Source organism: Streptococcus infantis (genome assembly GCF_047464715.1).
GTDB classification, from domain to species: domain Bacteria; phylum Bacillota; class Bacilli; order Lactobacillales; family Streptococcaceae; genus Streptococcus; species Streptococcus infantis_S.
This window is the reverse complement of the sequence record NZ_JASHBJ010000009.1, coordinates 13,428-40,343: the sequence shown is the minus strand read 5'-3', so window position 1 is coordinate 40,343 and position 26,916 is coordinate 13,428. Positions and strand designations below refer to the sequence as shown.

27 protein-coding genes are annotated in these 26,916 nt (G+C 37.1%); 22 read left to right on the top strand and 5 right to left on the bottom strand.

The window, feature by feature from the left end; translation table 11 throughout:
- Window positions 1-2,320: G5 domain-containing protein (locus tag QM419_RS09045; protein WP_414278558.1), on the top strand; the 2,320-nt coding region annotated here is incomplete at its 5' end.
- A gap of 112 nt (window positions 2,321-2,432) precedes the next feature.
- Here the strand turns inward: QM419_RS09045 and QM419_RS09040 are convergent.
- Entirely contained in the window at window positions 2,433-3,284 is an 852-nt protein-coding gene (locus tag QM419_RS09040; protein ID WP_414278557.1) for a MurR/RpiR family transcriptional regulator, read from the bottom strand.
- Window positions 3,285-3,476: 192 nt separating this feature from the next.
- Between QM419_RS09040 and pbp2b the strand changes: the two genes are divergently transcribed.
- The 8 genes from pbp2b (at window position 3,477) to rpsI (ending at window position 11,205) form a co-directional block, all read left to right on the top strand.
- Window positions 3,477-5,519 (top strand): penicillin-binding protein PBP2B, encoded by a 2,043-nt coding sequence (gene pbp2b / locus QM419_RS09035; RefSeq protein WP_414278556.1) that lies wholly within the window; start codon window positions 3,477-3,479, stop codon window positions 5,517-5,519.
- 10 nt (window positions 5,520-5,529) lie between these two features.
- Entirely contained in the window at window positions 5,530-6,126 is a 597-nt protein-coding gene (gene recR, locus QM419_RS09030) for a recombination mediator RecR (RefSeq protein ID WP_000966747.1), read from the top strand.
- Between the two features lie 165 nt (window positions 6,127-6,291).
- The gene (locus tag QM419_RS09025) at window positions 6,292-7,335 is read left to right on the top strand and encodes a D-alanine--D-alanine ligase (protein ID WP_414278555.1); all 1,044 of its coding nucleotides are present in this window, start codon (window positions 6,292-6,294) and stop codon (window positions 7,333-7,335) included.
- 53 nt (window positions 7,336-7,388) lie between these two features.
- Window positions 7,389-8,762: a UDP-N-acetylmuramoyl-tripeptide--D-alanyl-D-alanine ligase gene (locus QM419_RS09020; RefSeq protein ID WP_414254020.1), complete on the top strand. Its 1,374-nt coding sequence runs from the start codon at window positions 7,389-7,391 to the stop codon at window positions 8,760-8,762.
- Window positions 8,749-9,360, top strand: coding sequence for an NUDIX hydrolase (locus QM419_RS09015; protein WP_414254019.1), 612 nt, complete (start codon window positions 8,749-8,751; stop codon window positions 9,358-9,360). Before QM419_RS09020 ends, QM419_RS09015 begins: the two co-directional genes overlap by 14 nt.
- Before the next feature lie 120 nt (window positions 9,361-9,480).
- Window positions 9,481-10,188, top strand: coding sequence for a TIGR02206 family membrane protein (locus tag QM419_RS09010; protein WP_368910762.1), 708 nt, complete (start codon window positions 9,481-9,483; stop codon window positions 10,186-10,188).
- 159 nt (window positions 10,189-10,347) lie between these two features.
- On the top strand, window positions 10,348-10,794 hold the full coding sequence (gene rplM, locus QM419_RS09005; protein WP_002876943.1) for a 50S ribosomal protein L13: 447 nt from the start codon (window positions 10,348-10,350) through the stop codon (window positions 10,792-10,794).
- An 18-nt stretch (window positions 10,795-10,812) separates the two neighbouring features.
- Window positions 10,813-11,205: a 30S ribosomal protein S9 gene (gene rpsI / locus QM419_RS09000; protein WP_002893764.1), complete on the top strand. Its 393-nt coding sequence runs from the start codon at window positions 10,813-10,815 to the stop codon at window positions 11,203-11,205.
- 110 nt (window positions 11,206-11,315) lie between these two features.
- On the opposite strand, the gene QM419_RS08995 is transcribed toward rpsI, so the two are convergent.
- The 4 genes from QM419_RS08995 to QM419_RS08980 form a co-directional block, all read right to left on the bottom strand.
- A complete protein-coding gene (locus QM419_RS08995; protein ID WP_414278554.1) occupies window positions 11,316-12,533 on the bottom strand; it encodes a tyrosine-type recombinase/integrase in 1,218 nt (405 codons plus the stop codon).
- A 67-nt stretch (window positions 12,534-12,600) separates the two neighbouring features.
- A complete protein-coding gene (locus QM419_RS08990) occupies window positions 12,601-12,861 on the bottom strand; it encodes a helix-turn-helix domain-containing protein (RefSeq protein ID WP_414278553.1) in 261 nt (86 codons plus the stop codon).
- Between the two features lie 387 nt (window positions 12,862-13,248).
- On the bottom strand, window positions 13,249-14,700 hold the full coding sequence (locus QM419_RS08985; protein WP_414278552.1) for a hypothetical protein: 1,452 nt from the start codon (window positions 14,698-14,700) through the stop codon (window positions 13,249-13,251).
- A 417-nt stretch (window positions 14,701-15,117) separates the two neighbouring features.
- Window positions 15,118-16,128: a site-specific integrase gene (locus QM419_RS08980; protein ID WP_414278551.1), complete on the bottom strand. Its 1,011-nt coding sequence runs from the start codon at window positions 16,126-16,128 to the stop codon at window positions 15,118-15,120.
- An 863-nt stretch (window positions 16,129-16,991) separates the two neighbouring features.
- Here QM419_RS08980 and QM419_RS08975 point away from each other — a divergent pair.
- The 13 genes from QM419_RS08975 to esaA all read left to right on the top strand — a co-directional run bounded on the left by QM419_RS08975 (window position 16,992) and on the right by esaA (window position 26,915).
- The gene (locus QM419_RS08975; RefSeq protein WP_414278550.1) at window positions 16,992-17,120 is read left to right on the top strand and encodes a hypothetical protein; all 129 of its coding nucleotides are present in this window, start codon (window positions 16,992-16,994) and stop codon (window positions 17,118-17,120) included.
- Window positions 17,107-17,493: a hypothetical protein gene (locus tag QM419_RS08970; RefSeq protein ID WP_414278549.1), complete on the top strand. Its 387-nt coding sequence runs from the start codon at window positions 17,107-17,109 to the stop codon at window positions 17,491-17,493. The genes QM419_RS08975 and QM419_RS08970 overlap by 14 nt, the downstream gene beginning before the upstream one ends.
- Window positions 17,494-17,602: 109 nt before the next feature.
- On the top strand, window positions 17,603-18,226 hold the full coding sequence (locus QM419_RS08965; RefSeq protein ID WP_414278548.1) for a hypothetical protein: 624 nt from the start codon (window positions 17,603-17,605) through the stop codon (window positions 18,224-18,226).
- A gap of 265 nt (window positions 18,227-18,491) precedes the next feature.
- The gene (locus QM419_RS08960; protein ID WP_006149445.1) at window positions 18,492-18,893 is read left to right on the top strand and encodes a hypothetical protein; all 402 of its coding nucleotides are present in this window, start codon (window positions 18,492-18,494) and stop codon (window positions 18,891-18,893) included.
- A gap of 5 nt (window positions 18,894-18,898) precedes the next feature.
- A complete protein-coding gene (locus QM419_RS08955; RefSeq protein ID WP_006155532.1) occupies window positions 18,899-19,198 on the top strand; it encodes a WXG100 family type VII secretion target in 300 nt (99 codons plus the stop codon).
- 2 nt (window positions 19,199-19,200) lie between these two features.
- A complete protein-coding gene (locus QM419_RS08950) occupies window positions 19,201-19,899 on the top strand; it encodes a DUF5081 family protein (protein WP_414278547.1) in 699 nt (232 codons plus the stop codon).
- Complete coding sequence (locus tag QM419_RS08945) at window positions 19,886-20,281, top strand: hypothetical protein (protein ID WP_303407495.1); 396 nt, start codon at window positions 19,886-19,888, stop codon at window positions 20,279-20,281. Before QM419_RS08950 ends, QM419_RS08945 begins: the two co-directional genes overlap by 14 nt.
- Window positions 20,278-22,149 (top strand): DNA/RNA non-specific endonuclease, encoded by a 1,872-nt coding sequence (locus QM419_RS08940; protein ID WP_414278546.1) that lies wholly within the window; start codon window positions 20,278-20,280, stop codon window positions 22,147-22,149. Before QM419_RS08945 ends, QM419_RS08940 begins: the two co-directional genes overlap by 4 nt.
- A 9-nt stretch (window positions 22,150-22,158) precedes the next feature.
- Window positions 22,159-22,605: a hypothetical protein gene (locus QM419_RS08935; RefSeq protein WP_414278545.1), complete on the top strand. Its 447-nt coding sequence runs from the start codon at window positions 22,159-22,161 to the stop codon at window positions 22,603-22,605.
- Window positions 22,606-22,635: 30 nt separating this feature from the next.
- Window positions 22,636-22,875, top strand: a complete 240-nt coding sequence (locus QM419_RS08930) for a hypothetical protein (protein ID WP_414278544.1) — start codon at window positions 22,636-22,638, stop codon at window positions 22,873-22,875.
- Window positions 22,872-23,147, top strand: a complete 276-nt coding sequence (locus tag QM419_RS08925; RefSeq protein ID WP_414278543.1) for a hypothetical protein — start codon at window positions 22,872-22,874, stop codon at window positions 23,145-23,147. Before QM419_RS08930 ends, QM419_RS08925 begins: the two co-directional genes overlap by 4 nt.
- 143 nt (window positions 23,148-23,290) lie before the next feature.
- A complete protein-coding gene (locus tag QM419_RS08920; RefSeq protein ID WP_303407502.1) occupies window positions 23,291-23,587 on the top strand; it encodes a WXG100 family type VII secretion target in 297 nt (98 codons plus the stop codon).
- Between the two features lie 61 nt (window positions 23,588-23,648).
- Complete coding sequence (gene esaA, locus QM419_RS08915) at window positions 23,649-26,915, top strand: type VII secretion protein EsaA (RefSeq protein WP_414278542.1); 3,267 nt, start codon at window positions 23,649-23,651, stop codon at window positions 26,913-26,915.
- Window position 26,916 lies beyond the last annotated feature (1 nt).

The following is a 26,916-nucleotide window of genomic DNA, read 5'->3' as shown; positions in this document are numbered from 1 at the left end:
GAAAGAGGAGCCGGCTCCAGAAGAACCAAAACAGCCAGAAGAACCAAACTATGACAAGGCTATGGCAAGTCTGACCGAAGCGATTGAAAGAAAAACAGCTGAACTCGGTGATGACAAGCAAGCTAAGAAGAAGCTAGTCGCACTAACAGAGCAAGCCTTGGCAGCCATCCAAGAAGCCAAGACTCAGGATGCAGTAGATAAGGCCTTGCAAGTTGCTTTGGCATCTATCAATGAGCTTCAAGCGACTCCGAAAGAGGAACCAGCTCCAGAAGAGCCAAAACAGCCGGAGGAGCCAAGTAAGCCAGAAGAGTCTAAAGTTGACTACCATAAGGCAATTGCAGATTTGACTGAAGCTATCGAGAAAAAAGCAACAGAACTTGCCGATGATGTAGCTGCTCAGGAAAAACTCGTTGAACTAGGAGAACAAGCTCTTGCAACTATCCAAGAAGCGAAGACCCAAGATGCTGTTGAAAAGGCCTTGCAAGACGCTTTGGTATCCATCAATAAGCTTCAAGCAACTCCAAAAGAGGAGCCAGCTCCAGAAGAACCAACACAACCAGAGGAGCCGGCAAAACCAGAAGAACCAAGCAAGTCAGAAGAACCAACACAGCCAGAGGTACCAAGCAAACCAGTAGAGCCTAAGCTTGACTACGATAAAGCTATGGCAAGCTTGTCCGAAGCCATTAAAAGTAAAACAGCTGAGTTGGGTGATGACAAGGAAGCTAAGAAGAAACTAGTTGAACTAGCAGAACAAGCCTTAGCTGCTATTGAAGAAGCCAAAACTCAGGATGCAGTAGATAAGGCCTTGCAAGCAGCTTTGACATCTATCAACAATCTTCAGGCGACACCAAAAGAGGAACCAGCTCCAGAAGAGCCAAGTAAACCAGAAGAGCCTGCAAGACCAGAGGAGCCAAGCAAACCAGAAGAGTCTAAGATTGACTACGATAAAGCTATGGCAAGCTTGTCCGAAGCCATTAAAAGTAAAACAGCTGAGTTGGGTGATGACAAGGAAGCTAAGAAGAAATTAGTTGAACTAGCAGAACAAGCCTTAGCTGCTATTGAAGAAGCCAAAACTCAGGATGCAGTAGATAAGGCCTTGAAAGACGCTCTGACATCTATCAACAATCTTCAGGCGACACCAAAAGAGGAACCAGCTCCAGAAGAGCCAAGTAAACCAGAAGAGCCCGCAAGACCAGAGGACCCAAGTAAGCCAGAAGAGGAAGTGAAACATTCAAATCTTCCAGCTGAAGGTGTTAAAGAATTGAGTGTAACTCAACCAAGCCTTGAAGTAACGACAGAGCCGATTGCCTTCAACACTATTCGTCGTGAAAATTCTCTTCTACCTAAAGGTAAGGAAAAAGTCGTTTCTGAAGGAAAAGACGGACAAGTAACGACCTATGTAGAAGTTGACGGCAGCGTTCGTAAAGTTGTTAAGGTTGAACGTGAGGAAGCTCAAGACCGCATCGTTGAAGTCGGTACTCAAGAAGGAACTGCTATGCCGACAGAAGGCGTTATGAATTTGGACTTTAATCTACCAAATCTAAAAGTAGAGAAAGAACCAATCGCCTTCAAGACTGTTCGCCGTGAGAATGCTGATTTAGCTAAAGGTAAGGAACAAGTTGTTTCTGAAGGAAAAGACGGACAAGTAACGACTTATGTAGAAGTCGATGGTGACAACCGTAAGGTTCTTAAGGTTGAACGTGAGGAAGCCCAAGACCGCATCGTCGAAGTTGGAACCAAGGAAGAAAGTCCATCAACTGATAGCACATTGAAGGTCTTGAAAGATTCATCAACAAACTTGAAACTGATTGCTCGAGAAGGGGACCTCAATGGTGGTTCTGTTCTAGAGGTCGATAAGGTTACTAACCAGGTCTTGGAAGGTCGCCGTTTCGATGCTTATCAAATTCAATTGAAGAATGAGAAAGGAGAACTTGTTCAATTGAAAGGTGCAGCCCTTGTTCAAGTTGCTGTGGCGTCTGATGTAGCCAATGTCTATGCTATGAATGCAAATCAAGAATTGCAGGAAGTGAAGTTTGAACAGAAAGGTTCAGCACTTGAATTTGTAGCTCCACACCTAGGTGTCTATGCGGTAGTCTACAAGGAGGCAGCTCAACCAAGTGAACCAGCAAATGTAGAAACTCCTGCTCCACAACCTATGGGAGAAGATAAGCCTTTAGCAGAGGCTAAGGGTACTGTAGCAGACTCTACAAGCAAACAGTTACCAGCAACAGGAGAAGAAGTAAGTTCAGCTCTCTTGCCTGCCCTCACTCTTGTTTCAGGAATGATGCTATTCTTCTTCAAAAAAGAGATGAAGGACTAGAATAGAGAACGCTAAAGGAAGTATCTTGAAACACTAAAAAAGGAGTCCCATTGTGGACTCCTTTTTGTGGGGAAAAATATTTTAAACAGAAAACCCTGAATGGTTTCCAATTTCAGGGTTTTCTATTTCTTGTGTTTCTGCGATAACCATTCAATCTATTATTTTCCCAGTAGCTATTAAAGATTTTTTCTTTACTTTCGCGATCAATTTCTAGGAAATAAGCATAGAGTAAATCAATGATAATCAGCATTGGAAGCTGAGCAGAGATTCGTTGGATATAAGAGGCCTGGCTTTGACTTGCGACTAATACTGTTTCTGTAAATGCTTGGGTATCCTTATTCGGTGCACTTGTAAATAGAACTGTCTTAGCTCCCATATCCTGGGCATCTAATAGGCTATCGATGATAGATGGTGTTGTTCCTGAGAGAGAAAAACCAAACACCAAACATTTTTCATCAATAATGCTAGTCGTCCAGGCAAAACCGTCTGGATCTGTTAAGGCTTCACAGACGACACCCAATCTCATAAAACGTAGCTTCATCTCACGTGCGACTAGACCAGAACTCCCAGTTCCGAAAAAATACACGCGTTCGGATTGGTCAATCATCTGAGCCACGCGTTCCAGCTGCTCATCGTTAATCAATCCTTGAGAAATTTCTCGCAGGTTTGCATAACTTCTAAGGACTCTCTGAGTCAAAGGATTCATATCCTGTTGAGGAGTAGAAAGAGTGTCTTTTTGTTGTTGGTATTTGAAGATGAACTCTCGATAGCCCTTAAAACCACATTTCTTGGCAAAACGAGTGAGCGCTGCCTGGGAAATATGAAGTTTTTGAGTAACTTGCTGAGAGGATAAGTCATCATTTATGGTATCTGCCTGCAGAAAATAGCGAGCAATTTCTTGCTCTAAATCGGTCATTTCTTCAAAGTGAAGCTCAATGATTGTAGAAATATCTTGCTTATTCATGGGACTCCTTTGATAGCTATTTGCCAGAACTTATTTGATAAATCTAACAAATAAAATATCGCTCACTTCCATTATATCATAGAAAATAATTTTTGGACCAAAAAGGGAAAGTCTTTTCTTTTTCCATAATTTTCTACCTAAATTATGGTACAATGAAGAGTGTGATTTTGATTAGAAATGAGATTGATGTGTATGAGAAAATTCAATAGCCACTCGATACCGATACGGCTTAATTTGTTATTTGCAATCGTCATTTTGCTTTTTTTAACAATTATTGGCCGTTTGCTTTATATGCAAGTTCTTCATAAGGATTTTTATGAAAATAAACTAGCTTCTGCTAGCCAAACTCGAGTAACCATGGGTTCCGCTCGTGGAGAAATTTATGATGCAACAGGAAAACCTTTAGTCCAAAACACCGTTAAACAAGTTGTTTCCTTTACACGAAGCAACAAGATGACTGCGGCTGATTTGAAGGATATTTCTAAAAAATTGTTGACTTATGTCACAGTCACTTCTCCAGAGTTGACGGACCGACAAATGGCAGACTACTACTTGGCGGATGCCGAAACTTATAAGAAAACAGTTGAAGCTCTTCCAAAAGATAAACGGTATGATTCAGATGGCAATCAACTTTCTGAATCTGAACTCTATAACAACGCTGCTAATAGTATTGCAGCTAATCAGATGGACTATTCCGAGGATGAAAAGAAGGCCATCTATCTCTTTAGCCAGCTCAATTCAGTTGGAAATTTTGCTACAGGAAATATTCAAACAGATCCTTTGAGTGATACACAGGTAGCTGTAATTGCTTCTGCTTCAAAGGAATTGCCAGGTATTTCTATCTCTACCTCATGGGATCGAAAGGTCTTAGAAACTTCTCTTTCATCTATTGTCGGAACTGTTTCTAGTGAAAAATCAGGTCTTCCAGCAGAAGAAGTAGACGCTTATTTGAAAAAAGGTTATTCGCTCAATGATCGCGTCGGGACTTCCTATCTTGAAAAACAATACGAAGAAGTCTTGCAAGGGAAACGGACCGTCAAGGAAATCCATTTGGACAAGCATGGAGACATGGAGAGCGTAGAGAATATAGAAGAAGGTAGCAAGGGAAAAAACATCAAATTAACCATTGATTTGGCCTTCCAAGATAGCGTAGACAGCCTCTTAAAGAGTTATTTTAATTCTGAACTTGCAAATGGTGGTGCTAAATACTCAGAAGGTGTTTATGCAGTAGCCCTTAATCCTAAGACAGGTGCTGTATTAGCCATGTCAGGAATGAAGCACAATGTAGAGACTGGAGACTTGACACCAGACTCACTAGGAACAGTGACCAATGTTTTTGTACCAGGATCTGTCGTTAAGGCAGCAACCATCAGTTCTGGTTGGGAAAATGGGGTCTTGTCAGGCAACCAGACCTTGACAGACCAACCAATCGTTTTCCAAGGATCCCCAGCTATCAATTCTTGGTATACTCTTGCTTACGGTTCCTTCCCGATTACAGCAGTAGAGGCTTTGGAATACTCATCCAATGCCTATATGATTCAAACTGCCCTAGGAATGATGGGCCAAACCTATCAACCAGATATGACAGTCAAGACAGACCGACTAGAGTCTGCTATGGGAAAACTACGCGCGACTTTTAGTGAGTATGGTTTGGGTGCTGCTACAGGGATTGATTTGCCAGAGGAGTCAACAGGATTTATCCCCCAAAAATTTGACTTGGCTAATTATTTAACTAATGCTTTTGGCCAGTTTGATAACTACACACCGATGCAATTAGCCCAGTACGTTGCAACTATTGCTAACAATGGTGTTCGTCTAGCTCCACATATTGTCGAGGGAATATACGACAACAATGATAAGGGTGGCCTTGGGGAATTAATCCAAGCAATAGATACCAAGGAAATCAACAAGGTCAATATTTCTGAATCAGATATGGCAATCTTGCACCAAGGATTTTACCAAGTATCGCATGGAACTAGTCCCCTTACGACAGGACGGGCGTTTTCAGATGGCGCCACTGTTTCTATCAGTGGTAAGACCGGTACAGCTGAAAGCTATGTAGCTGGTGGTCAAGAAGCTAATAATACCAATGCCGTGGCCTATGCTCCAACAGAAAATCCTCAAATTGCAGTTGCAGTAGTCTTTCCTCATAATACCAATTTAACCAAAAATGTTGGGCCAGCAATTGCTCGCGACATTATCAATTTATATAACCAACACCATCCAATGAATTAGAAAGGAAGCCATGCTTTACCCAACACCTATTGCTAAGTTGATTGACAGCTATTCTAAACTTCCAGGTATCGGGATTAAGACAGCAACCCGACTGGCCTTTTACACCATTGGGATGTCTGATGACGACGTCAATGAATTTGCTAAAAATCTCCTTGCAGCTAAACGAGAATTGACCTATTGTTCAATCTGTGGACGTTTGACGGATGATGATCCTTGCTCTATCTGTACAGACCCTAGTCGTGACCAATCCACGATTCTGGTTCTGGAAGATAGTCGCGATGTCGCTGCCATGGAAAATATTCAAGAATACCACGGTCTTTACCATGTCTTACACGGCTTAATTTCACCTATGAATGGGATTAGCCCAGATGACATCAATCTCAAGAGTCTCATGACACGTCTCATGGATAGCGAAGTTTCTGAGGTCATCGTAGCGACCAATGCGACTGCTGATGGTGAGGCGACTTCCATGTATATCTCACGACTTCTCAAACCCGCAGGAATCAAGGTTACTCGTCTAGCACGAGGTCTAGCAGTCGGAGCTGATATCGAATATGCAGATGAAGTAACGCTCTTAAGAGCCATCGAAAATCGTACAGAACTCTAGTCTGTGAGGATATAGAACAGGCAATTAGCTAATAGATAAGATTTTAAGAAATTAAGAGGCTGGATTTATTTTTAATCCAGTCTCTTTTTTGCTATTCAAGTTTAAAAAAAGAGACAAATGTGATATACTAAAGAGCAAGTATTCTAGTAGAAACAGGACAATCATATGAAACAAACAATAATTTTATTATATGGTGGACGCAGTGCAGAACGTGAAGTGTCTGTATTGTCGGCTGAGAGTGTGATGCGTGCGGTTAACTATGATCGTTTCGCAGTCAAAACCTTCTTTATCAGCCAGTCCGGTGATTTCATCAAAACCCAAGAATTTACCCAAACTCCTGGACAAGATGAACGTCTCATGACCAATGCGACTATTGATTGGGACAAGAAAATTGCTCCAAGTGCTATCTACGAAGAAGGAGCCGTTGTCTTTCCAGTTCTTCATGGACCTATGGGAGAAGATGGTTCCGTTCAAGGTTTCTTAGAAGTCTTGAAAATACCTTATGTCGGTTGCAATATCTTATCTTCAAGCCTTGCCATGGATAAGATTACTACCAAACGTGTTTTGGAGTCTGCTGGGATTGCCCAAGTTCCTTACGTAGCGATTGTTGAAGGGGATGACTTGGCCTCTAAGATTGCAGAAGTCGAAGAAAAATTAACCTACCCAGTTTTTACCAAACCATCCAATATGGGTTCTAGTGTTGGTATTTCTAAGTCTGAAACTAAAGAGGAACTCCATCAAGCTCTAGAACTTGCCTTCAAGTATGATAGCCGTGTCTTGGTAGAGCAAGGAGTCAATGCACGTGAAATCGAAGTTGGTCTCTTAGGAAACTACGATGTCAAGAGCACGCTTCCAGGTGAAGTTGTCAAAGATGTAGCCTTCTATGACTATGAAGCAAAATACATCGATAATAAGATTACGATGGATATTCCAGCTAAGATTAGTGATGAAGTAGTAGCAGTCATGCGTAAAAATGCAGAAGCCGCCTTCCGTGCTATTGGTGGACTTGGTCTATCACGTTGTGACTTCTTCTACACAGATAAGGGAGAAGTTTTCCTAAACGAGCTCAACACTATGCCAGGATTCACCCAATGGTCTATGTATCCCTTGCTTTGGGACAATATGAGTCTTCCTTACCCAGAACTAATTGAGCGTTTGGTTGATCTTGCTAAGGAAAGTTTTGACAAGCGTGAAGCGCACCTATTGTAAAGACAGACATAAGGGCGGGGAAGGACTCCTTGCCCCTTTTTAAAGGAGTAAACATGAAACTTACGATTCACGAAGTTGCGCGTGTTGTTGATGCAAAAAATGATGTGACAAGCTATGCGGATAATCCGTTAGTCAAGGCAGAGTTTGATAGTCGCTTGATTGGAGCTGGGGATCTATTTGTGCCACTCAAGGGGGCGCGTGATGGTCATGACTTTATTGAGACGGCTTTTGAAAACGGTGCTGCTGTAACCCTGTCAGAGAAGGCAGTAGCAGGTCATCCTTACATTTTAGTAGAGGATGTTTTGACAGCCTTTCAAGCTCTTGCAGCTTATTACCTTCAAAAGACAGGAGTAGATGTCTTTGCTGTTACAGGTTCAAATGGGAAGACAACGACCAAGGATATGTTGGCTCATTTGCTTTCTACAAGCTACAAAACCTACAAAACGCAAGGAAATTACAATAACGAGATTGGCCTCCCTTATACGGTTCTCCATATGCCAGATAATACTGAAAAGCTGGTCTTAGAAATGGGGCAGGATCACCTAGGAGATATCCATCTTTTATCTGAACTCGCTCATCCAAAGACAGCTATTGTGACCTTGATAGGAGAAGCTCATTTAGCCTTCTTTAAAGACCGTTCTGAAATTGCCAAAGGGAAATTGCAAATCGCTGATGGGATGGAAAAGGGTGCCTTGCTTTTAGCACCAGCTGATCCTATTGTAGAAGATTATCTACCTGCTGATCAAAAAGTGGTTCGTTTTGGTCCAGGTGCAGAACTCGAAATTACAGAATTGATTGAGCGTAAGGATAGTTTAACCTTCAAGGCTAATTTCTTGGAGCAGGCTCTCGACTTGCCAGTAACAGGTAAGTACAATGCGACCAATGCCATGATTGCCTCTTATGTTGCTTTGCAAGAAGGAGTGACTGAGGAGCAAATTGGTCAAGCCTTCCAAAATCTTGAATTGACCCGCAATCGTACCGAGTGGAAAAAAGCTGCCAATGGAGCAGATATCTTGTCAGATGTCTACAATGCTAACCCAACAGCTATGAAGTTGATTTTAGAAACTTTCTCTGCCATTCCAGCCAATGAAGGTGGCAAGAAACTCGCAGTTCTGGCAGATATGAAAGAACTTGGAGACCAGTCTGTTCAACTCCACAATCAGATGATTTTGAGCCTTTCACCAGATGTCCTTGATACTGTAATTTTCTACGGTGAAGACATTGCTGACTTGGCTCAATTAGCCAGTCAAATGTTTCCAATTGGTCATGTCTATTACTTCAAGAAAACAGCTGAGGAAGACCAGTTTGAAGCCATGGTTAAGCAGGTCAAGGAAAGTCTTGGTGCACATGACCAAATTCTGCTTAAAGGTTCGAACTCTATGAATCTAGCCAAGCTAGTAGAAAGCCTAGAAAATGAGCACAACTAATTTCGCTAAAGCTATTCAGAGAATGTTAGCTATCACTGATACTGGGTTGACCTATTCAAAGGATCCTTATGACCGTGAACGTTATGAGGATTTACGTCAGATTTTATGGAGTGTCTTGCAGGATCAAACGGAGCTCGATCAAGAGGAATTGACTGCAATTTTAAAACCAACAGGTAGCTATGCAACTCCCTTGATGGATGTGCGGGCATGGATTGTTCAAAATCAGAAGATTTGCCTGGTTAGAGGACAAGGAGAGGATACTTGGGCATTACCTGGTGGCTTTGGCGAGGTAGGATATTCTCCCAAGGAAAATATCCGAAAAGAAGTTCAGGAAGAAACAGTATTTTCGGCAGAAGTAGGTTCTTTATTGGCGGTTTTTGATACCAACCGCTTTCAACTTCAGAACAAACAGTATGCCAAGTTCGTTTTTGACTGTCAGTTATTGGATGGACAATTTCAAGAAAATCAAGAAATTGCAGAACTTGAATTTTTTGATATCAAGAATCTCCCACCCCTATCTGAAAAACGAATAACCAAAGAACAAATGGAAATTCTATGGCAGGTCTATCAGGGTGAGCGGGAACAATATGTCGATTAGAAGCTTTGCTTTATATTAAGATCGACAGTTTCTTTTACACAAAATTATAAGAAATAAATGTAAGCTAGGCTCTATAGAGATGAGTAAGAGGCCTGCTTATATGAAAATGAGGAAAGTTACATGAATGTTTGGGATGCTTTATTTAGCACGCAGCCGACGGAGCCACCCCGATTTGATCTTCTTTGGTATGGAAGTCTATTTAGTTTATTGGCATTGACTGTATTTCTTGCCTATCGTTATGGTGATAAAAAAGTTTGCCAACGATTTTTCCAGATTTTACAGGCTCTGCAGTTAATCCTGCTCTACGGTTGGTATTTGGTCAACCAGATGCCTCTAACAGAAAGTCTGCCCTTTTATCATTGCCGTTTAGCAATGTTTGTAGTGCTTTTGACCCCGGGTGTCTCTAGAGTCAAACAGTATTTTGCTGTTCTCGGAACCTTTGGGACTTTGGCGGCCTTTGTTTATCCAGTGCCAGATCCCTATCCCTTCCCCCACATCGCTATCCTGTCCTTTATTTTCGGGCACTTAGCCCTCTTTGGAAATTCCTTGATTTATCTTTTGAAGGACTATGATGCTAGCTTATTGGACTTCAAACGAATCCTAATCATCACATCTTCGCTTAATGCGCTGATCTTTGTGGTTAATCTAATGACGGGTGGAGATTATGGCTTTTTGACAAAACCACCATTGGTTGGAGACCACGGTCCTTTGATCAATTATTTAGTCGTTACCCTATTCTTGACTTTCGCCATTTACATAGTCTCTAAAGCTTTTCAGACCATGCTTGAGGAGAAGGGTGAAAGAAGATTACGAATCTGGCAGAAATAAAAAAATATTTTCCCAACCGCTTGACTTTTATCTGAGAATTTTGATACAATAGTAGGCGGTATTGTTTACCCCATTTGTAAGGCCCCGGAACCTTTCAAATAACTTGCGGACCGGAACATCCGCCCTGTAAACAAAAACGACATTCATATAGGAGAAATCATGAACAAAACTACATTCATGGCTAAACCAGGCCAAGTAGAACGCAAATGGTACGTTGTTGACGCAACTGATGTACCTCTTGGACGCCTTTCAGCAGTTGTTGCTAGCGTGCTTCGCGGAAAAAACAAACCAACATTCACACCTCACACTGATACAGGTGACTTCGTAATCGTTATCAATGCTGAAAAAGTTAAATTGACTGGTAAAAAAGCAACTGATAAGATCTACTACACTCACTCAAACCACCCAGGTGGATTGAAATCAATCTCTGCTGGTGAACTTCGTTCTAAAAATGCAGTACGTTTGATCGAGAAATCAGTTAAAGGTATGCTTCCACACAATACTCTTGGCCGCGCTCAAGGTATGAAATTGAAAGTATTCGTTGGAGCTGAGCACACTCACGCAGCACAACAACCAGAAGTTCTTGATATTTCAGGACTTATCTAAGGAAAGGAACAATAAAGTATGTCACAAGCACAATATGCAGGTACTGGACGTCGTAAAAACGCTGTTGCACGCGTTCGCCTTGTTCCAGGAACTGGTAAAATCACTGTTAACAAAAAAGATGTTGAAGAGTACATCCCACACGCTGACCTTCGTCTTGTAATCAACCAACCATTCGCAGTTACTTCAACTGCAGGTTCATACGACGTTTTCGTTAACGTTGTAGGTGGTGGTTACGCTGGTCAAGCAGGAGCTATCCGTCACGGTATCGCTCGTGCCCTTCTTCAAGTAGACCCAGACTTCCGCGATTCATTGAAACGCGCAGGACTTCTTACACGTGACTCACGTAAAGTTGAGCGTAAGAAACCAGGTCTTAAGAAAGCTCGTAAAGCATCACAATTCTCAAAACGTTAATCAATACGATTATATCAACGTTTCAAAGCACTTCATGGTTCACACCATGGGGTGTTTTTTTGATGATTTTTAGCAAAATTCACACCACTTTTCACACCAAATTCACACCATTATTTTTTAAGGTTACGAAAGGCAATTTCACCAACAGCCATTGGAATTACATTTGAAGTGTTGACATAAGTCTTAGTTGTAATCGTATCACTGTGAGTGAGTGCTTCAGAAATAGCTTCCATAGAGGTTCCAGCTTTCTTAGCGAGCGTGGCTCCTGTATGTCGTAATTTATGAGGGGTTGCATGTGCAAGTTCTGGATGACGACGCTTAACAGATTTCATCTTGTTGTTAAGATAATCAGCATGGAGACAACTGTTTACATTTCCCTTTGTATCAATATACGTAAATACATACTGATCAGGAGTTTGGATAATATTGAATTTAGTCAGTTCAATTTTTTGTTGTTTTTTCCATTCCTGAAGCAAGTTAGTTAACTCATTAGGAATTCGAAAAGTTGTCTTCTTATTTCCTTTGGTAGACTTTGGATTTTTGTATTTATCTAAAGCTTGGACTAACTGAATTTCTTGTTCCTGTGTATTGATATGCTTCCATTGCAAAGCGTAACTCTCTGATTTTCTATCTCCCAAGAAGAAAGTAGTATAGAACAAAACATAGTCTTTGAATAGAATCTTTTCAGTCTCTAAATCTTTTTCAAAAGCTGTAAACCATGCTTGAAGTTCTTCTTGAGATAGAGATAAATCTTCATCTTTTTTTGATTCCTGTAGCTTGATTTTCTTAGTGGCTTTGATACGGCTTATCGTTTTTGATAGGCGATTAGTTTCGATATACTCTAATTCTTCTGCCCAGTCAAAGATAGAGTTAACGTAGCTCCTGATAACTTTGAAATTTGCATATTCTTCAGCCTTTTGAGTCAATAGATTTAGTACAACTTGTTTATTTTGATTAAGAAAGTCTATTGAATAATTCCCAAGTAAGGGGAAGATGTGTTTTCTAAAAGCAATTTCTGTTCCAACTATAGTTGCTTGAGAAGGTGGTTTAGCGGTAGAAGTTGTCTGACCTGCTTTGTAGGATTCCCACCAAATGTTTTGATAGAAATCTGAAAAGAGAATAGAACCGCTATTCTCCAATGAAGCAGGTCCTCCACTAAGAATTTTATCAATCTTATTTTGAAGTTCTAGTTCGTATCTTTTTGCTTCACTCCTTGTTTTGAACCGTTTTTCAATCACTTTCTTATCAATTCCTAGAGAAGACTTAACTTCCTCAGGAATGTAGATACGTAAGCGATAAGTTCCATTTTTAGTTTTTGAAATTGACATAGTATTCTCCTTTTGAATTGAGCTAGAAAATACCATGGTTACATTATAACAAACCACCATAGAATTTCTACTGCTTTTGTAACCAGCGATTGATTTCTGTTTTGTTAAATCGAACAGTTTTTCCCACCTTAATGCAAGGTAAGCCTTGCTTAATCCAGCTGTCTAAAGTATTGTTGGATATATTCAAATAATCACAAGTCTGCTTTTTATTTAAAAATTGATTGGTATTTTCATTAATATCTAAAAATTTATCCAGTTCTTTCTTAACAGTATCTGATATTAGTAATTGAAATTGCCGAATCATTTCGTCTGGAATAAATAAATTCATAAAAAGTCCCGTTTATTTCTTTCAGTTAATTTTTATAGGAGCATTAGTAAGTAACTATTATCAAGTACATTCTCTGTTTACTGTTTATAGAATGTATAGATTGCTTCCCTACCAGAAAATCTGGTATATAATCCTCTTGAAATTTCTATATTTTATTGCGATAATAGTAGAAGGTAATAGTTTTTATTACTGGTATATTTTGAGTTTGTTTCTGATACCGACCAAAGTTTAGAAACAAGCTCTTTTTTATTTTTACTTAAAGTAACTTTCATATCCTTATCCTTTTTGAAAATATTCGAATAGTAGCCGCGGTACATATTTTTATATGCACATTGATATATCAACGTTTTTTAACATTGAAAAATATATTTGCTATTAAAATAATTGCTAAATTAATATTCCGTCTCTTAATCTTTTTAAGGTGAGTTTTAACCTTTTATCTTGAACATTTTTTCTTGTATTTTTTGTAATTGTGTTATTGAAGATATTATTGCGTTCTTCTAAAGAGTATGTTTTTAGTGGGAAAGTTTTATAAGAAGTTGTGGAAGGGTTTATACGAGTACCTAAGCCATATTTTTTTGCTTCTTCTAGTGAATGGAACATTACTCTTATTATTTCTAAAACATGCCAACTAGTCATTTTTCCTAATGTATGTTTTGTTTCCGTATTTACTTCGTGGGATTGAAACCTTTCTAGGATTCTTCTTTTAGTTGTACCCCTATTTGTTTTTAAAAATTCTAATGGAAGAAATGTAATGATTTCTTCATCAATTAAATCAGATACTGTAGTATTTGATAGCTGATCAATAACATAGAGTAAAAATACCGTCATATAATCTTGAGGCTTACATTCCCTATAAATCTTCTTTAGCTTCCTATTGCACGAACTAATTGATTCCTCGAGGATTTCTACATATTCAAAGATAGCTAAAGACAAGACAGATTCCAAATATTGAATAATCTTTTCATCAGTTAATTCTGTTAAGAAATGGGAATCTAATTTATTAGCTATATTACTATCCGTTAATTCGATTTCATATCTGAAGATTTCTAGATTATTTAATGATGAATTTATTTTACGGATTTGTTTGTTCTTTTTTGCTTTCTCAATTTTATTATAAAAAGTGTGTATTTCTTTTTGATTAATTTCACTCGTTATCATTGAAAAACCGTCTGCATTTTTACTTGTTCTATGGTTTTTCAAATCTGCTTTCTTTTCTTTTACAAATGATCTTATTAATAATTGACGAGTTGGTAAAGACGGTAATTTATCAAAAGCAATTGTGAATGCTAATTCAATCTTCTTAAACCTAACATAATCCAGATTAAATTTGATTTTAATCTTATAATCTATTTCTAACTTATGTAATACCTCTAGTAATCTTAATTTAATCCCATTAATGCCTGTAGTTTGAAAATTAGGAGAAGGACCGTTAAGTTGGATTGCAGCAAATTTCTTTTTGTAATCTTCTTCTTTAAGACTAATTGTTACTTTTCCTAAATCTACTGATTGAATGGTGATTTTATCTAGTTCTCCTTCGGAATTGAATTCTAAAGAAGCAGTCTCTTTAAAGATTCGATCATCAAAAACAATAGGGTCATAAGTTACTTCTGGGCTAAGAATTGAGACTGTACAGTTATCAATACCCCAATAAGCTGGGGTAACTGAGAAACAAGATTTTATATTATTTTCGTTTTTTTGCTGTAGTTCTAGTAAATTTCTCTGTCTGAGTTCTCTATTTTTCTTATGCTTTTCCTTTTTTCTTCTTTCTGCAGGGGATAAATGACGTTTCTTGGCTGCTTCTCTTTCTCGTTTACTTTTTTTATATCTTCTTACCATGTATATTCCTCCTTGTTGTTAAATCTGTAATGAAGATGTACTTCTAAAATGTAACTTTCTTTAAAATTAAACCTCCTTATTTGTTACATTAGTTAGTATGCCATAAAAGAGTCGAAACTCTTTATTTTTTTATAAAACCATTAAAAATTTCACTATTTTTTAAAGGTTAGCTATGTTTTAAGCTTCTATTTATTTATCTCATCTCACCTCCTATTATTAGTATGTCACAAATGTTGTTGAAAACGCCCATTTTTTAGAAAATCAATTGAAAAAATTTTTAAAAAATTAAAGAACCTCAATTTTGAGTGCTTTAAAAAACGCGTAGTGACAAGGTTTTGAAGGGGAAAAGTAGGTACTTGCCTACTAAAAAATTTTTTATTTCAATAAGAGATATACCATTATTTTTAGAAGTGCTTATTAGTTTGCTTGTGAGATTAACTTGTAAGCATAGGACTTTTGAAACTCTTCTGGTCGATTATGTCCGAGAGCACGTGATACAATTAAACAAGCCTTTCGATCAAGGACAACGCCTTTTAATTCTCCTCTTAGATAAATTTTTTCCCTTTTATCCTTGATATCTTTAGGATCTCGTGCGACAAGAAGATAAAGACGTTTTGCGTATTCAGCACGATATTTATGAGGTTTCAAAGCAGATGGAACTTGAAATACACGCTTTTTACCAGCTAGTTTAAATTCTTCAACGAGTTTCTCTAATTCTTCCTTGTCTCGTGTGATAATCGGAACCCAACGATCTCGTGCACCTTTTGTTTTATGTTTTTTCCCGTTTATTTTAAGATAATATTGTCCATCTTCTCGTTGGTAGAGGGAGTCTCCAGTGATTGCTTTTAATTCATTTTTTCGTAGTCCAGTAGCAGAGACGATTGAAAACCAGCGATTATTCGTTTCTTCAGACATTCTGTCGTCATTAGATTTTAAACGATTATTCTTTTTGTTGGCTCGATATCGAATATCTGTTGCAATAAAAGCAGTAGAAGACACCCCCAAGACTTTGGCTAATGCGGCCTTGTAAGTTGACTGAGTAGGAGCAGAAAGTCCTAATTTTTTACAATGTTCTAAGTATTGATTTACTAAGTCAATCCATCCTTCTATATCGTTAGATTTATCAAGAGATTCTAACTCTTCGGCAGTAGCTGTTGCGGCAACAAAGGAAGCGAATCTGCTCCAGGAACCAGCATAGTTATGGAGAGTTCGATCGGTATGAATTAAATGAATATCCTCTCCTGTTTTTTTGGATTCATTTCGTTTGATTCCCTTTCCTTTCTTGAAGCGCGTGACTAAATTTGTTAATCCTTTTGATTGGACGAATTGTTTACGGCCTTCGAAAGTAGTTAGAGAATCAATTTGTTGTTTCTTAGCTCTCTCTTTAGCTTTTCGTCGTTCAGAACGACTACGTTTCTTCTTTGCCATAGTTCTTTCCTTTCTATAGAAGATAATGTACATTTAAAGAAGATCTTAAGAAGAATCTTAAGGTCTTTTTATATTCAAGTTGAAGTAGTGCAGTGACTTAAAGCATATATTCACTGGTCTAGTATCTTCCCTTTGCTGAGGGCGCTTCTTAATTGATGGCTAAAAAGATAACCAAGTCATTGTACAACATGACAAGTTGACTCAATTCAAATAAGATGTAGAGTTCCATCTTACAGATAAGATCTGTTGTTTTTTCTTGTTAGAAATTTTCAGGTTTAAATGCTCTGAATCTGGCGACTGAGTTAAGCTAGTTTTTTGTATTCTATTTTTTAGACTATTGTTATTTACTTTCATTTTCTACTTTTATTATTTACTTTGTTACGTTTAAAAAACTTTTTTTAAAACTGCTGTTGACATTACTTTTATTATTTATACATATTTTTATTAGCAAATAAAATACAAAACTGGTTCTTTCCTAACCCAGCTTAAACCTGCTGTTTCCACGATAGCTACCTCCTTTCAAACATAAAAAAACGTAGCTATAATAGTTACGTCTCTACTCAATCAATTATTTCTATAATATTAGTATGCCACAAAAAACAAAACAAAAAAATCAGGATAAGATTTTTTACGTTATTCAGTTTTACATGGTACTGTGTGTTTAGCGTGACTTACACATACGTTTCTGTCAACGCTAAACACACAGAAAAATCAGAATCGCAAAAAAACAGAGGGATGAGAGAAAAAGGGTATAAGTACGAAAAAATTGAGAAGTAAACAATACCGTTATCAGTTTTTTTTATTTTTATAATTTGAAATTTGTGGCAGACTATATATAGGGAGAAAAACAAAGGAGGTTACATATGTATAAAACATATGCTTTTTTTATTACAGGGCTAGTATATGAACTTGGCCCTCCAGACATTGGCATCATTCAATTCATTTTTAAACTCAATGGACAACAAAAGGAGAAAAAATATGAACATTTATAAAGAGTATTTATGTAAAAAAATTTTAGAGACTGTAAATATCGAAATTGAAACAGGTGAGGACTTTGATGTTACTGTTAATTTTTGTCGTGATGAATATAATTTTTATCTAACATTATTACGCGAAGGAGAAGAACTAGAGTTTGATTTCATTGAAGATAGGTTGAATTTGATTATTTATCACTGTTGCCATGATAAACTGTATTATAGTATTACAGAAATGGATGAGATTTTAAATTTCAAATACGCAATTGATATGTTAGTTGAGTTGTTCGTGGCTAATAAATGGTATACGTTTGTACCAGATTTAACTACTCATAATCTTTGGGAATTGGTTGAACAGTACAAAACGGGTAAATTAAGAGATTATGAATAAAATTGAAACGTCTAGTTATTGAAAAAACGATAACTAGACGTTACAATAAAACAAGTGAATTATTTTTTAAATATCTGATAGTAAGAGAAAGGTCGAAAGGGATAATGAAATGAAAACTCCAAAGCTGTATAATGATTTAATCAATGATAAAAAAATTACCAATGAAATTATTGCAGAATGTGTATATTCTGTGAATAAGCGAGCTAAAAATTATCGTGATAAAATTAAAGAATACAAAAATGGAAGGTTCCATCAGCATTTGGAGAGTAATATTGAAAAAGCGGAAGAGGAAATGGGGAAATACTATCAACTAAAAGAAGAATTTTTGAAAGTATTTACCCCGAATCTGATCCATAAACAATTCATTGGCGAAGAGAAAAAAAGAGTATATAGTTATGAAAAAAACTATGAGAAATTGTTGAAAGAAAAAACTAATGATATTTTTTGGGAAAATAGTTACTATGATTACGACAAAGATATGGAAATCGAGTTTTTTGATTATCATCTAGGAACAAAAAAATATCTATATTTCTTATATTACGAAATTGGGGAATATAGTTTTCATTCACCTATTACAGAGAAAATTGCTGAAAGGAAAACTAATCTAGAAATTCAAGAAATCGACGAAAATTTCAAAACTCATGGCTCTAAGATTGAAGGATTGCTGTCAATGCAATTTGTAAAAAAAGTATTAGAATTACTGCAAAGCGAAGATTATACAATCGTGGATTAAGAGTAAAACAATGAAATGTGCATTCTGTAAACAAATGGTCGAAGAATAAGATGATTAAACCAAAGGATTTAGTTGAATGTTTTATAAGACTAAATCCTTTTTTGTTTGATTTTAATTAGCTAAGAATTATGATACAATAAAGTAAGTATATTTTTATAGTTATAATTCTGTTTTTGGGATTAATATTATCCCCTTGGATTCAATAGAATAGTAGTATTCTTTTATATATTTTAATTAATAAACTTTTATGAGGAGGCTATTTGTCATGTCTTTTTGGGATGCATGGTTTGGTACACCGACAGAAAAGAAAAGGGAACAATATAGAACCCTATATAATGATTTGAACAGTCAATTAAAAACTTTTAAGGCTAAATTAAAAACGATGGAAGGGAAAGTCGATAGCTATAATAATTCTCGGCCTTCAATGAGTACCAGTTATATTCCAGAGGATGTCTTTAGTGATAGCGAAGGTCGTGTAAAAGGGAAAGTTGATACTGTACGAACTAATCAATCTAGTGATGCAAAGAATTTATCGAGTGCAGTTGATGCAGCCTATGAACGATATAAATACTATGATCGCTTAGCAGAACAAGAGCGTAAAGAGAGAGAAGCTGAAGCGAGACGTCAGGCTGAAGAACGTAAAAATAGAAATAAGAGTTGGAGATGAGTTCTATGGCAGATTTAAAAATAAAATATAAAGATTTAGAAACAGCTATCCAATTATCAAAAGAAATTAATCAAGAATTGACAAGTTCATACCAGACAGTCACTCAATTAAAAACATATCTTCAGTCTGCTAAATGGTCTGGCAAAACTAAGGTTGCTTTTGAATCTTATTTAGACATTGTCCATAAATACCATAAAGATTTGAGATCTATTATGGAGGAACACGAAAAAGCAGTAACAAGTTTGAAAAAATCAATTGATAACTATAACAGTTCATCGGAAGTTGCGTCCATAAAGGGGTTGTAAGTATGTCTAACAAAGAAACGTTTTCTATTCACGAACTCCATTATCTAATTGGTGCCTTTGACGGAGAATTGATGCCTGGCTTACCCACTCTAGATGAGATTGTAACAGTTTCTGAGATGGTGTGGACGATGGCCAAAGAAGCTCTTGAAAAAAAGGGATTAGTTAAGGAGGATGGTTCTTTAACAGAATCAGGTTTTGTCATAGTTGAAACTCTACGAGAATATTGTATCGGAACAACATTGGTCATTGTGAATAATTTTTATTTTATGCAATGCCGTGACAGTAATTTCTCTATACTTATAGTAGATACTGGACAAGGATATCAACTTGCCAAGATAAGTCCCATGAGTCGTTTAATTTTACTTCAGGAAAAACTTGCCCTAGTAACAAGGAATCCTATGGAAGACGAAAAGTCTTTTCTAACTGAGGAAAAGAATATGAATTCCGCTATAGAGGCTGCTTTAGCATCCGAACAAGCACTAATGGTACAATATTTTCCTTTAGAGCAGATGAGTCAAACGAAACACGCAGAATTACTATTAGCTTCTTTTCTCTTTGTAGAGTGTAATGGAGAATTACTCGGATTTGATGTGAAGAAAGAAGAGCTATATAGATTCAGTCAGTATTATTTTCTTGAAAGACTGTATACTTGGTTGAAAATTCCATTTAGGGAGGAGGATTTTGAAAATGGTCTTGATTGATGTGGCTACGATGGATGGTGGAGGTTCTAAGGAAATCGTCATGAATCCTGATGAAATGCAAGCAATTATGCGTTATATCACAACAGTAGAAGTTTCCTTTCAGAATAACTTAGCTCCAAAATTAAAGAGCTTGTCTGAAACGAAATATTATGAAGGTGGGGAAGCCTCTAAAGCCATGGACCATTATGCGGATATGCTCAACAAAGTGAATGAAGTTGGTGATCTATATCGGCGTGCAAATGGTGAAATCTTAAACATGATGGGGCAATGGATTGCACAAGATGCTCAGCTACGAGATGATTTCCTCAATGGTCTTTCATCCAATCCTAAATTGGTGGAAAACCTAGATAGTCTCGGCATGTTAGGAGGAGGCGAGGAATGACAAAAGATGTAGAACTTCATTCGTCGACTTGGAAGAGTATGAAACAAGCTATAACGGGACTTACTGAAAACGTCACAGTCTCTAGTAGTGGTTATGGGAATTACACTAACGCTCAAGCAGGTCCCTATAGCACCGGGACAACTTCAACCGGGTTTGCTAAACGAGTGGAAGACTTGGTCAAGATTTCAGAGAAAGTCCAGCAAATGATCAAGGAAAGGGACACGGATGGAGCGGTTTCCTATAGCTACCATGACGAAACAAGTACTGCCCAAACGCTGCAATCCAAACTCTCCACCCTAGAACGCTATGCTGAGAATGTAAACAACTATATCAAGAATAAAATCGACCAGCCTTTCTATGAAGCTATGGACAAGGTTGGGGCTAAGCTAGAAGCTCTCAGCATTCAACAATACAAAACAACAAACAAAGTTGGCTATAAGCGGACGGATGTTCTCAAAGATGAGTATGGTAATCCAATAGGGACCATGCAAGTGACACCAGATGAGATAGGGATTGATGAACTCTACAAGGTTGATAGCCCTTATAAGGCAACCTTGCAGAAAAGCTATGAGGAATTTAAGAAAAGCAAGGATTATAAAGATCACAAGCTGACTCAGGATCAATATCTGATGGCTATGCATCATACTCGATCCTTTGAGTATGTCTCGATTGATGATGAGAAAGCCAATATAGAGATGTGGCGAGATATCGCTCTTGGAGTAGGAGTGGTTGTCTTGACCATCTTCTGTCCCCCGGCAGGTGCAGTTGCCGGTGTCGTTGTAGCTAGTGCAGATATGTATTCGGCAGTGTCAGGTAAGGACTGGGGGACAGGTCGCGAGTTGGACAATACCGAACGAGGTATGCGAGGAGCCTTTGCCTTGCTTGACTTGATTCCAGCCGCTAAATATCTAAGTAGTTTGATCAAAACAGGAAAGACAGCAGGCCTCACCGCTGTCAAGACCAGCCTCAAAACAGCTATAAAAGAAGGAGTGGAGCAAGGAGTTAAGAACCTTGATAATTTCAAAGGTCTCTTGAAAAATGTCAAGGGCTTGGGAGATAATGTCCTTTCTCACATTAAAAACTATGGGAAACAGCTTGACAATCTTCGACCGAGTAAGATTTTATCAAATTCAGCAGAAGCTTTGAGTGACAGCTTACGCCATGCTGATAATGTAATCAGTGAAGCGGCTCAGAATTTCCGTATGAATATTGGTCTAGAGCCTAAACTAGCAGATGGAGTCCTATCAAGTGGTGGAGGGAAACTAACGCATCTAGCAGATAATCTCAGTGCCTTTGCGAAGAATCTAGACGGTAGTGTGGATGATGTGATGGAGCTAGGAGGGAAATCTGGCAGTAGGTTTGGTGGTTCGCAGACCAAACATTGGTTGGAAGATGCTGGTGAAATATTGACAGACGGAAGCCATATGGATGGAAAAGTTCTGAAACCTAATGTAGTATACGAGGCTGGAGAACATCGTTATCTTTATCGTACTGATGAGGTTGGCCGTATCGATCGGGCATATGCTGAAGATTTACAACTAAAACTTCATGAAGGTAGATTACCTCATAATTCGAATACTCCAGATAAAGAAATTGGAGACCATGCAGGCCATATATTCGGAGATTTATTTGGTGGATCACCTGAGTTGGATAACCTTGTTTCACAAGCTAAAGATGTCAACTTAAAAGAATATCGCCGTATTGAACGTGATTGGGCAGATGCTTTAAAATCAAATCCACCAAAGAAAGTTGAAGTAGATATTAAGATTAACTACGATGGCTCTTCAATGAGGCCAACTAGTTTTGAAGTGGTGTACAGTATTGATGGTGAGGTACGTACTGAAATAATTAAAAATGTTAATAAATAGGAGAATATAATGACACAATTTGAAGATAAATTTATGGAAGTTCAGGTTAGCATGATTTCATTAGCAATGGAATATGTCCAAAATCAAGCAGAAAAAGTATACATTTATTGTATCTCTGAAGAAGCGTTACTTTCTTTTGATGTTTTTTATAAAATTAATGGAACTGTGACAAAAATGTATGCGGTGAATGAAATTTTAAATAAAAAAGTAGATACTTCAAAAAATATGATGGTAGCAGTACAACGGTTTGGTCTTGAAGATATACAGAAAATGCTTGATGTTTGCCAAGAATATGACCGTGAACACCCAACTGAGATGTGGTTGATTTATGATGCCAAGAAAAACAGTCTTGATAGTCGCTATAGTTATGAAGGGCGTTATGACAAGGATGAGGAATTGATTCCACGTCTAGAGTTTGAAAAATGGTTTGAGGAAGTAAAAGAAAATCAGCTGTAATTTTGATATTGGCACTTAACTGTACATTAAGTGCCTTTTCATAAATTGGAAGCTTCAAAAGCCATGGACCACTATGCGGACATGCTCAACAAAGTGAATGAAGTTGGTGATCTATATCGGCGTGCAAATGGTGAAATCTTAAACATGATGGGGCAATGGATTGCACAAGATGCTCAGCTACGAGATGATTTCCTCAATGGTCTTTCATCCAATCCTAAATTGGTGGAAAACCTAGATAGTCTCGGCATGTTAGGAGGAGGCGAGGAATGACAAAAGATGTAGAACTTCATTTGTCGACTTGGAAGAGTATGAAACAAGCTATAACGGGACTTACTGAAAACGTCACAGTCTCTAGTAGTGGGTATGGGAATTACACCAATGCCCAAGCAGGTCCCTATAGCACTGGAACATCTTCAACCGGATTTGCTAAACGAGTGGAGGAGCTAGTAAAGATTCCTGAAAAAGTTCAACGCTTGATAGCAGAAAAGTATGATAGAAGGCTTATTTATATCGTAGAATTTTTTCACTTAAATATGCGTTAAGTAGGTTTTAATAACTTATCTCGTCAAAACAATCATTGTTAAAAATACTTGTATCTATTATTTAATATAATACTTGCGTAAGTATTGGAATAATGTTAAAATAATAATGTAAAAAATAAAATAAAAACATAGGAGTAAACAATATGTCAGGACAAATCAGAGTATCCCCAGAAACGCTTCAATCACGTGCACGTGATTATGGAAAAGCAGCCAATGATATTAGAGTTATTTTGAGCAATCTTCAACGTTTACAAGATACTTTGCGTACAGAGTGGGAAGGTGCAGCCTTCCAAGGATTTGATCAACAATTCCTCGAATTGAAACCAAAAGTTGAGAACTTTGCTGATTTGATGCAACAAATCAATACACAACTTGATAAGACTGCTCAAGCAATGCAACAAAATGACCAAGATTTATCTAAAAACTTTGGTCTTCAATAATTTAAGGCCGAGGTTGAGGAGTAATCCTCAACCTTTCTTACATTTTAGTTAAGGAGAAAATGTGAATAAAAAAGTTTTATTTAGTCTAGGGGCATTATTGTTATTTATTACAATAATAGTATCCTTCTTTGCCATTGTAAAACCAACACCTATCAGCCAGGCAAACTCAGAATCTTCGGTGCAACAAGCTCCTATTAAAGTTGCTGTTGTTAATGAAGATGCAGGAAAAGTATACAATGGACAACAGATTAACATTGCTAATACTTTAGTAAATTCATTTATTTCAAAAAATAATTACAAAGTGGAAGTGGTTTCCCGTTCAATTGCTGAAAGTGGTTTGAAGAATGATACTTATCAGTTGATGATAGTCTTGCCAAGTAAATTTTCAGAAGAAGCTTTAGCTATTGAGTCAACTTCACCTGTTCAGGCAACGTTTCAATATCAAATTCAATCAAGTGATCAACTAACTGTCAAACAGGCAGAACAAGCAGTAGTAGCTTTTAAAGAACTTTTTAATAAGGACTTAATTAATATTTATTTCACTAGTATTATTGGAAATTTGAAGACAGCGCAAGGACAGGTTGCTGATGTCGTTACAAATGAACAAGAATCACTATCAACTTTTAACAATAAGTTAGTAGGTCCACTTGCTCAATACAGTCAACAATTTAATGGATTAAGCTCATCACCGAATAATTTGTTGTCAGCTTATTCATCTTTTAATAAAGATTTATTAAATACGAATGATGCTTTTAAATCAATTGTTTCTGTTGATAAAACATATGAGGGAACAATAGAACAAATCAAAGCGCAACAGGAAAAATGGCAACAGTCTTTGGATACTAGAGAGCAAACTTTGTCAAACTATGATAAAGACTTTTCTAAATTATCTGTTAAGGAACAATTATCTAAACTGGGCAGTATAAATACTCATATCAATGATAATTTATCTGAGCCTGCTATTTGGAAAGAAACTTCAGATACAGTTGCCTCCTATAATAAAGATATCGCTTCTCTTCTTGAGATTCTAAAGAATAATAATAAAGATATTGATGATACTTTGTCAAATTATGATACAAAAATTAAGGACGCTGTAGAATCTTCTTTGACCAAAAATTCTTCAACAGTAGATGAGGCTAGTAAAACACTCGGCAGTTATATCAAAACATTGAACACTAGTATGCAGGATCAAATCACAAGCAAATGGCCTAGTGTATATTATGATGACGCAGCTATTGATAATCTTTCTTTGTCTAGTTCTGATAAACAACATTTGAAAAATATTAGTGCTTTTATGCAGTGGTATAGTAAGAAGACGGGGAAAGAGTTGCCTACTTTGAAAGCTACAACTCTTGAAAATGAAGAATTTTCTCGCCTAAAGGATGACATTAAATCCAAGAGTACAACAAAACGAGAGATATCTTTACCATCATTTGAAGGAAAAATTTCAAAATTAACATTAACAGTACCAAGTGGTTACTACCTAAAAGAATCAAACTATGGATTTTCCGACCTTGGAGGTGGTAACTATCAGATAAATATAACCAGTGAAGCTTCTACTGGTACAGTTGTTTCTTATACGCTGGCTATCAAGAATGAAAATGACATCAGTGTACTATCTCCTGTGTTTGTTAAGTATCAGTTAGATACGACAGAAGATGTAAAAGTCATAAAGGAAGATGCCCCTGATCTAGAAAAAGAGAGAACAGAGAAAACAGAGAAGGATACAGTTCCTTCTGCACCAGCTACTTCAGATACTCCTGTTACATCTACTACCGATACAGGTTCAAGTGCTGCTACACCTGAAGAGAAGAAGCCAAAAGATGTTCTCACTATAACGAAGACCATCACGATTACTAAGACGAATCAGACAGAAAAGAAGGTTTTGAATCGTCACTATGAAATGCAAGATGTTATTTCGAACTGGGAGTATAGTCCTACAAAATTAACTCAAGCTGTTTATAAAGATGTAGATGGTTATTTACAGTTGTCAGGTCTTGTTACTGCATATTATGGTTTAGATCTATCTAAAAATACGTATTCAGAACATATGTTTATCCCAGCAGAAGGTTCTCTTGCAGCGTTAGTAAATAATGATGATCTTAAAACAATTGTGACAAGCTTAATAAAAACTGCTACTGTGGAAGCATTGAAATCTGATTTAAAAGTTTCTGATGAAAAAATGAATGAGATTCAGTCTCGATTAGCAAATGCTGAGAAGTTGACATCAAATATTGAACAATTGAGAACAACAACAAGTGATTTAACGTCTCAGTTGAGTCAGTTAATTGAACAGGCTTCAGAGGTAGATAAAACTATTGAATCCAAACCAAACTTTGTTGAAACAGAAAAAGTAGACAATACAAATATGGTTACAGTTAGTATGGATATGAACAGTGACCTGGTTAAGTTAATGTCAGCTAGTCAAACTTTGATGACTAATACACAAGCAAATCAAGCTGTTTCTCAGACAATTGATTCGACAATTTCTCAATTGGTAAAAGATATCAATAATTTGGAAAAAGATGGAGAATCATTAAGTACTCGCGTTTCTGAGTTGAAAAATATTATGTCTAGTGAGTATGGATCAAATGAAGAATTCCTTAAAAACTTTTCTACTGTTTTGAGCAATACAAAAACAGGTAATACTAAAAATGATGCAGTATATGAATACTTATCTAATCCTGTAGATGCTTCAAAAATTGGCAATGTAGTATCAGCCGCAACTAAATCACAGTCACAGTCTAGTCGTCAAGATGAGAGATCAGGTCTTCTGATTATTTTGATTAGCTATCTGGTTAGTTTGGTTATTGCTTATCTTTTCCAACATGCAGACAAAGTGGAATTGCAAAGAATCATGAATTTGAAAGATCGTTTATCGTGGAGAAATTCTTCTGGACCGATGCTTTTCCTAAGCCTTATTTCTGTGATTGCTGGCTTTATAATTGCAATTATTGCTGGAGTTAAACTTGGTTTTTCTATTCCGCAATTGAGTGCATTTGTAGTACTTCTTTCCATAATAAGTCTGATGATGACATATGGTCTTAATATTCTTATTGATAGGCTTAGAAGTTTAGGATTTTTAATAAGCGTTAGTCTGATATTAATTTATATCATTACTGCAACCCAACTCTTTGATGAATATTATGTGAATTCAACTCCTATTTTGGGAACTCTTTCTCCTTTGACTTATCTTGAAGGTGTTGTGAAACTGTTTGTTAATCAGCAAAGTGGAATTGTTCCGTCAATGATTGTAATCGTTGTTTTAACGATTGCTTTGGGACTTTGGAATAGTTTCTTGTATCGACAAGTTAAGGACAATAACTAAC

Excerpts from the sequence above, each read along its gene's own strand:
- QM419_RS09040 (WP_414278557.1), bottom strand. The coding sequence starts at position 3,284 with ATGAATAAGCAAGATATTTCTACAATCATTGAGCTTCACTTTGAAGAA.
- pbp2b (WP_414278556.1), top strand. The coding sequence starts at position 3,477 with ATGAGAAAATTCAATAGCCACTCGATACCGATACGGCTTAATTTGTTA.
- recR (WP_000966747.1), top strand. The coding sequence starts at position 5,530 with ATGCTTTACCCAACACCTATTGCTAAGTTGATTGACAGCTATTCTAAA.
- QM419_RS09025 (WP_414278555.1), top strand. The coding sequence starts at position 6,292 with ATGAAACAAACAATAATTTTATTATATGGTGGACGCAGTGCAGAACGT.
- QM419_RS09020 (WP_414254020.1), top strand. The coding sequence starts at position 7,389 with ATGAAACTTACGATTCACGAAGTTGCGCGTGTTGTTGATGCAAAAAAT.
- QM419_RS09015 (WP_414254019.1), top strand. The coding sequence starts at position 8,749 with ATGAGCACAACTAATTTCGCTAAAGCTATTCAGAGAATGTTAGCTATC.
- QM419_RS09010 (WP_368910762.1), top strand. The coding sequence starts at position 9,481 with ATGAATGTTTGGGATGCTTTATTTAGCACGCAGCCGACGGAGCCACCC.
- rplM (WP_002876943.1), top strand. The coding sequence starts at position 10,348 with ATGAACAAAACTACATTCATGGCTAAACCAGGCCAAGTAGAACGCAAA.
- rpsI (WP_002893764.1), top strand. The coding sequence starts at position 10,813 with ATGTCACAAGCACAATATGCAGGTACTGGACGTCGTAAAAACGCTGTT.
- QM419_RS08995 (WP_414278554.1), bottom strand. The coding sequence starts at position 12,533 with ATGTCAATTTCAAAAACTAAAAATGGAACTTATCGCTTACGTATCTAC.
- QM419_RS08990 (WP_414278553.1), bottom strand. The coding sequence starts at position 12,861 with ATGAATTTATTTATTCCAGACGAAATGATTCGGCAATTTCAATTACTA.
- QM419_RS08985 (WP_414278552.1), bottom strand. The coding sequence starts at position 14,700 with ATGGTAAGAAGATATAAAAAAAGTAAACGAGAAAGAGAAGCAGCCAAG.
- QM419_RS08980 (WP_414278551.1), bottom strand. The coding sequence starts at position 16,128 with ATGGCAAAGAAGAAACGTAGTCGTTCTGAACGACGAAAAGCTAAAGAG.
- QM419_RS08975 (WP_414278550.1), top strand. The coding sequence starts at position 16,992 with ATGTATAAAACATATGCTTTTTTTATTACAGGGCTAGTATATGAACTT.
- QM419_RS08970 (WP_414278549.1), top strand. The coding sequence starts at position 17,107 with ATGAACATTTATAAAGAGTATTTATGTAAAAAAATTTTAGAGACTGTA.
- QM419_RS08965 (WP_414278548.1), top strand. The coding sequence starts at position 17,603 with ATGAAAACTCCAAAGCTGTATAATGATTTAATCAATGATAAAAAAATT.
- QM419_RS08960 (WP_006149445.1), top strand. The coding sequence starts at position 18,492 with ATGTCTTTTTGGGATGCATGGTTTGGTACACCGACAGAAAAGAAAAGG.
- QM419_RS08955 (WP_006155532.1), top strand. The coding sequence starts at position 18,899 with ATGGCAGATTTAAAAATAAAATATAAAGATTTAGAAACAGCTATCCAA.
- QM419_RS08950 (WP_414278547.1), top strand. The coding sequence starts at position 19,201 with ATGTCTAACAAAGAAACGTTTTCTATTCACGAACTCCATTATCTAATT.
- QM419_RS08945 (WP_303407495.1), top strand. The coding sequence starts at position 19,886 with ATGGTCTTGATTGATGTGGCTACGATGGATGGTGGAGGTTCTAAGGAA.
- QM419_RS08940 (WP_414278546.1), top strand. The coding sequence starts at position 20,278 with ATGACAAAAGATGTAGAACTTCATTCGTCGACTTGGAAGAGTATGAAA.
- QM419_RS08935 (WP_414278545.1), top strand. The coding sequence starts at position 22,159 with ATGACACAATTTGAAGATAAATTTATGGAAGTTCAGGTTAGCATGATT.
- QM419_RS08925 (WP_414278543.1), top strand. The coding sequence starts at position 22,872 with ATGACAAAAGATGTAGAACTTCATTTGTCGACTTGGAAGAGTATGAAA.
- QM419_RS08920 (WP_303407502.1), top strand. The coding sequence starts at position 23,291 with ATGTCAGGACAAATCAGAGTATCCCCAGAAACGCTTCAATCACGTGCA.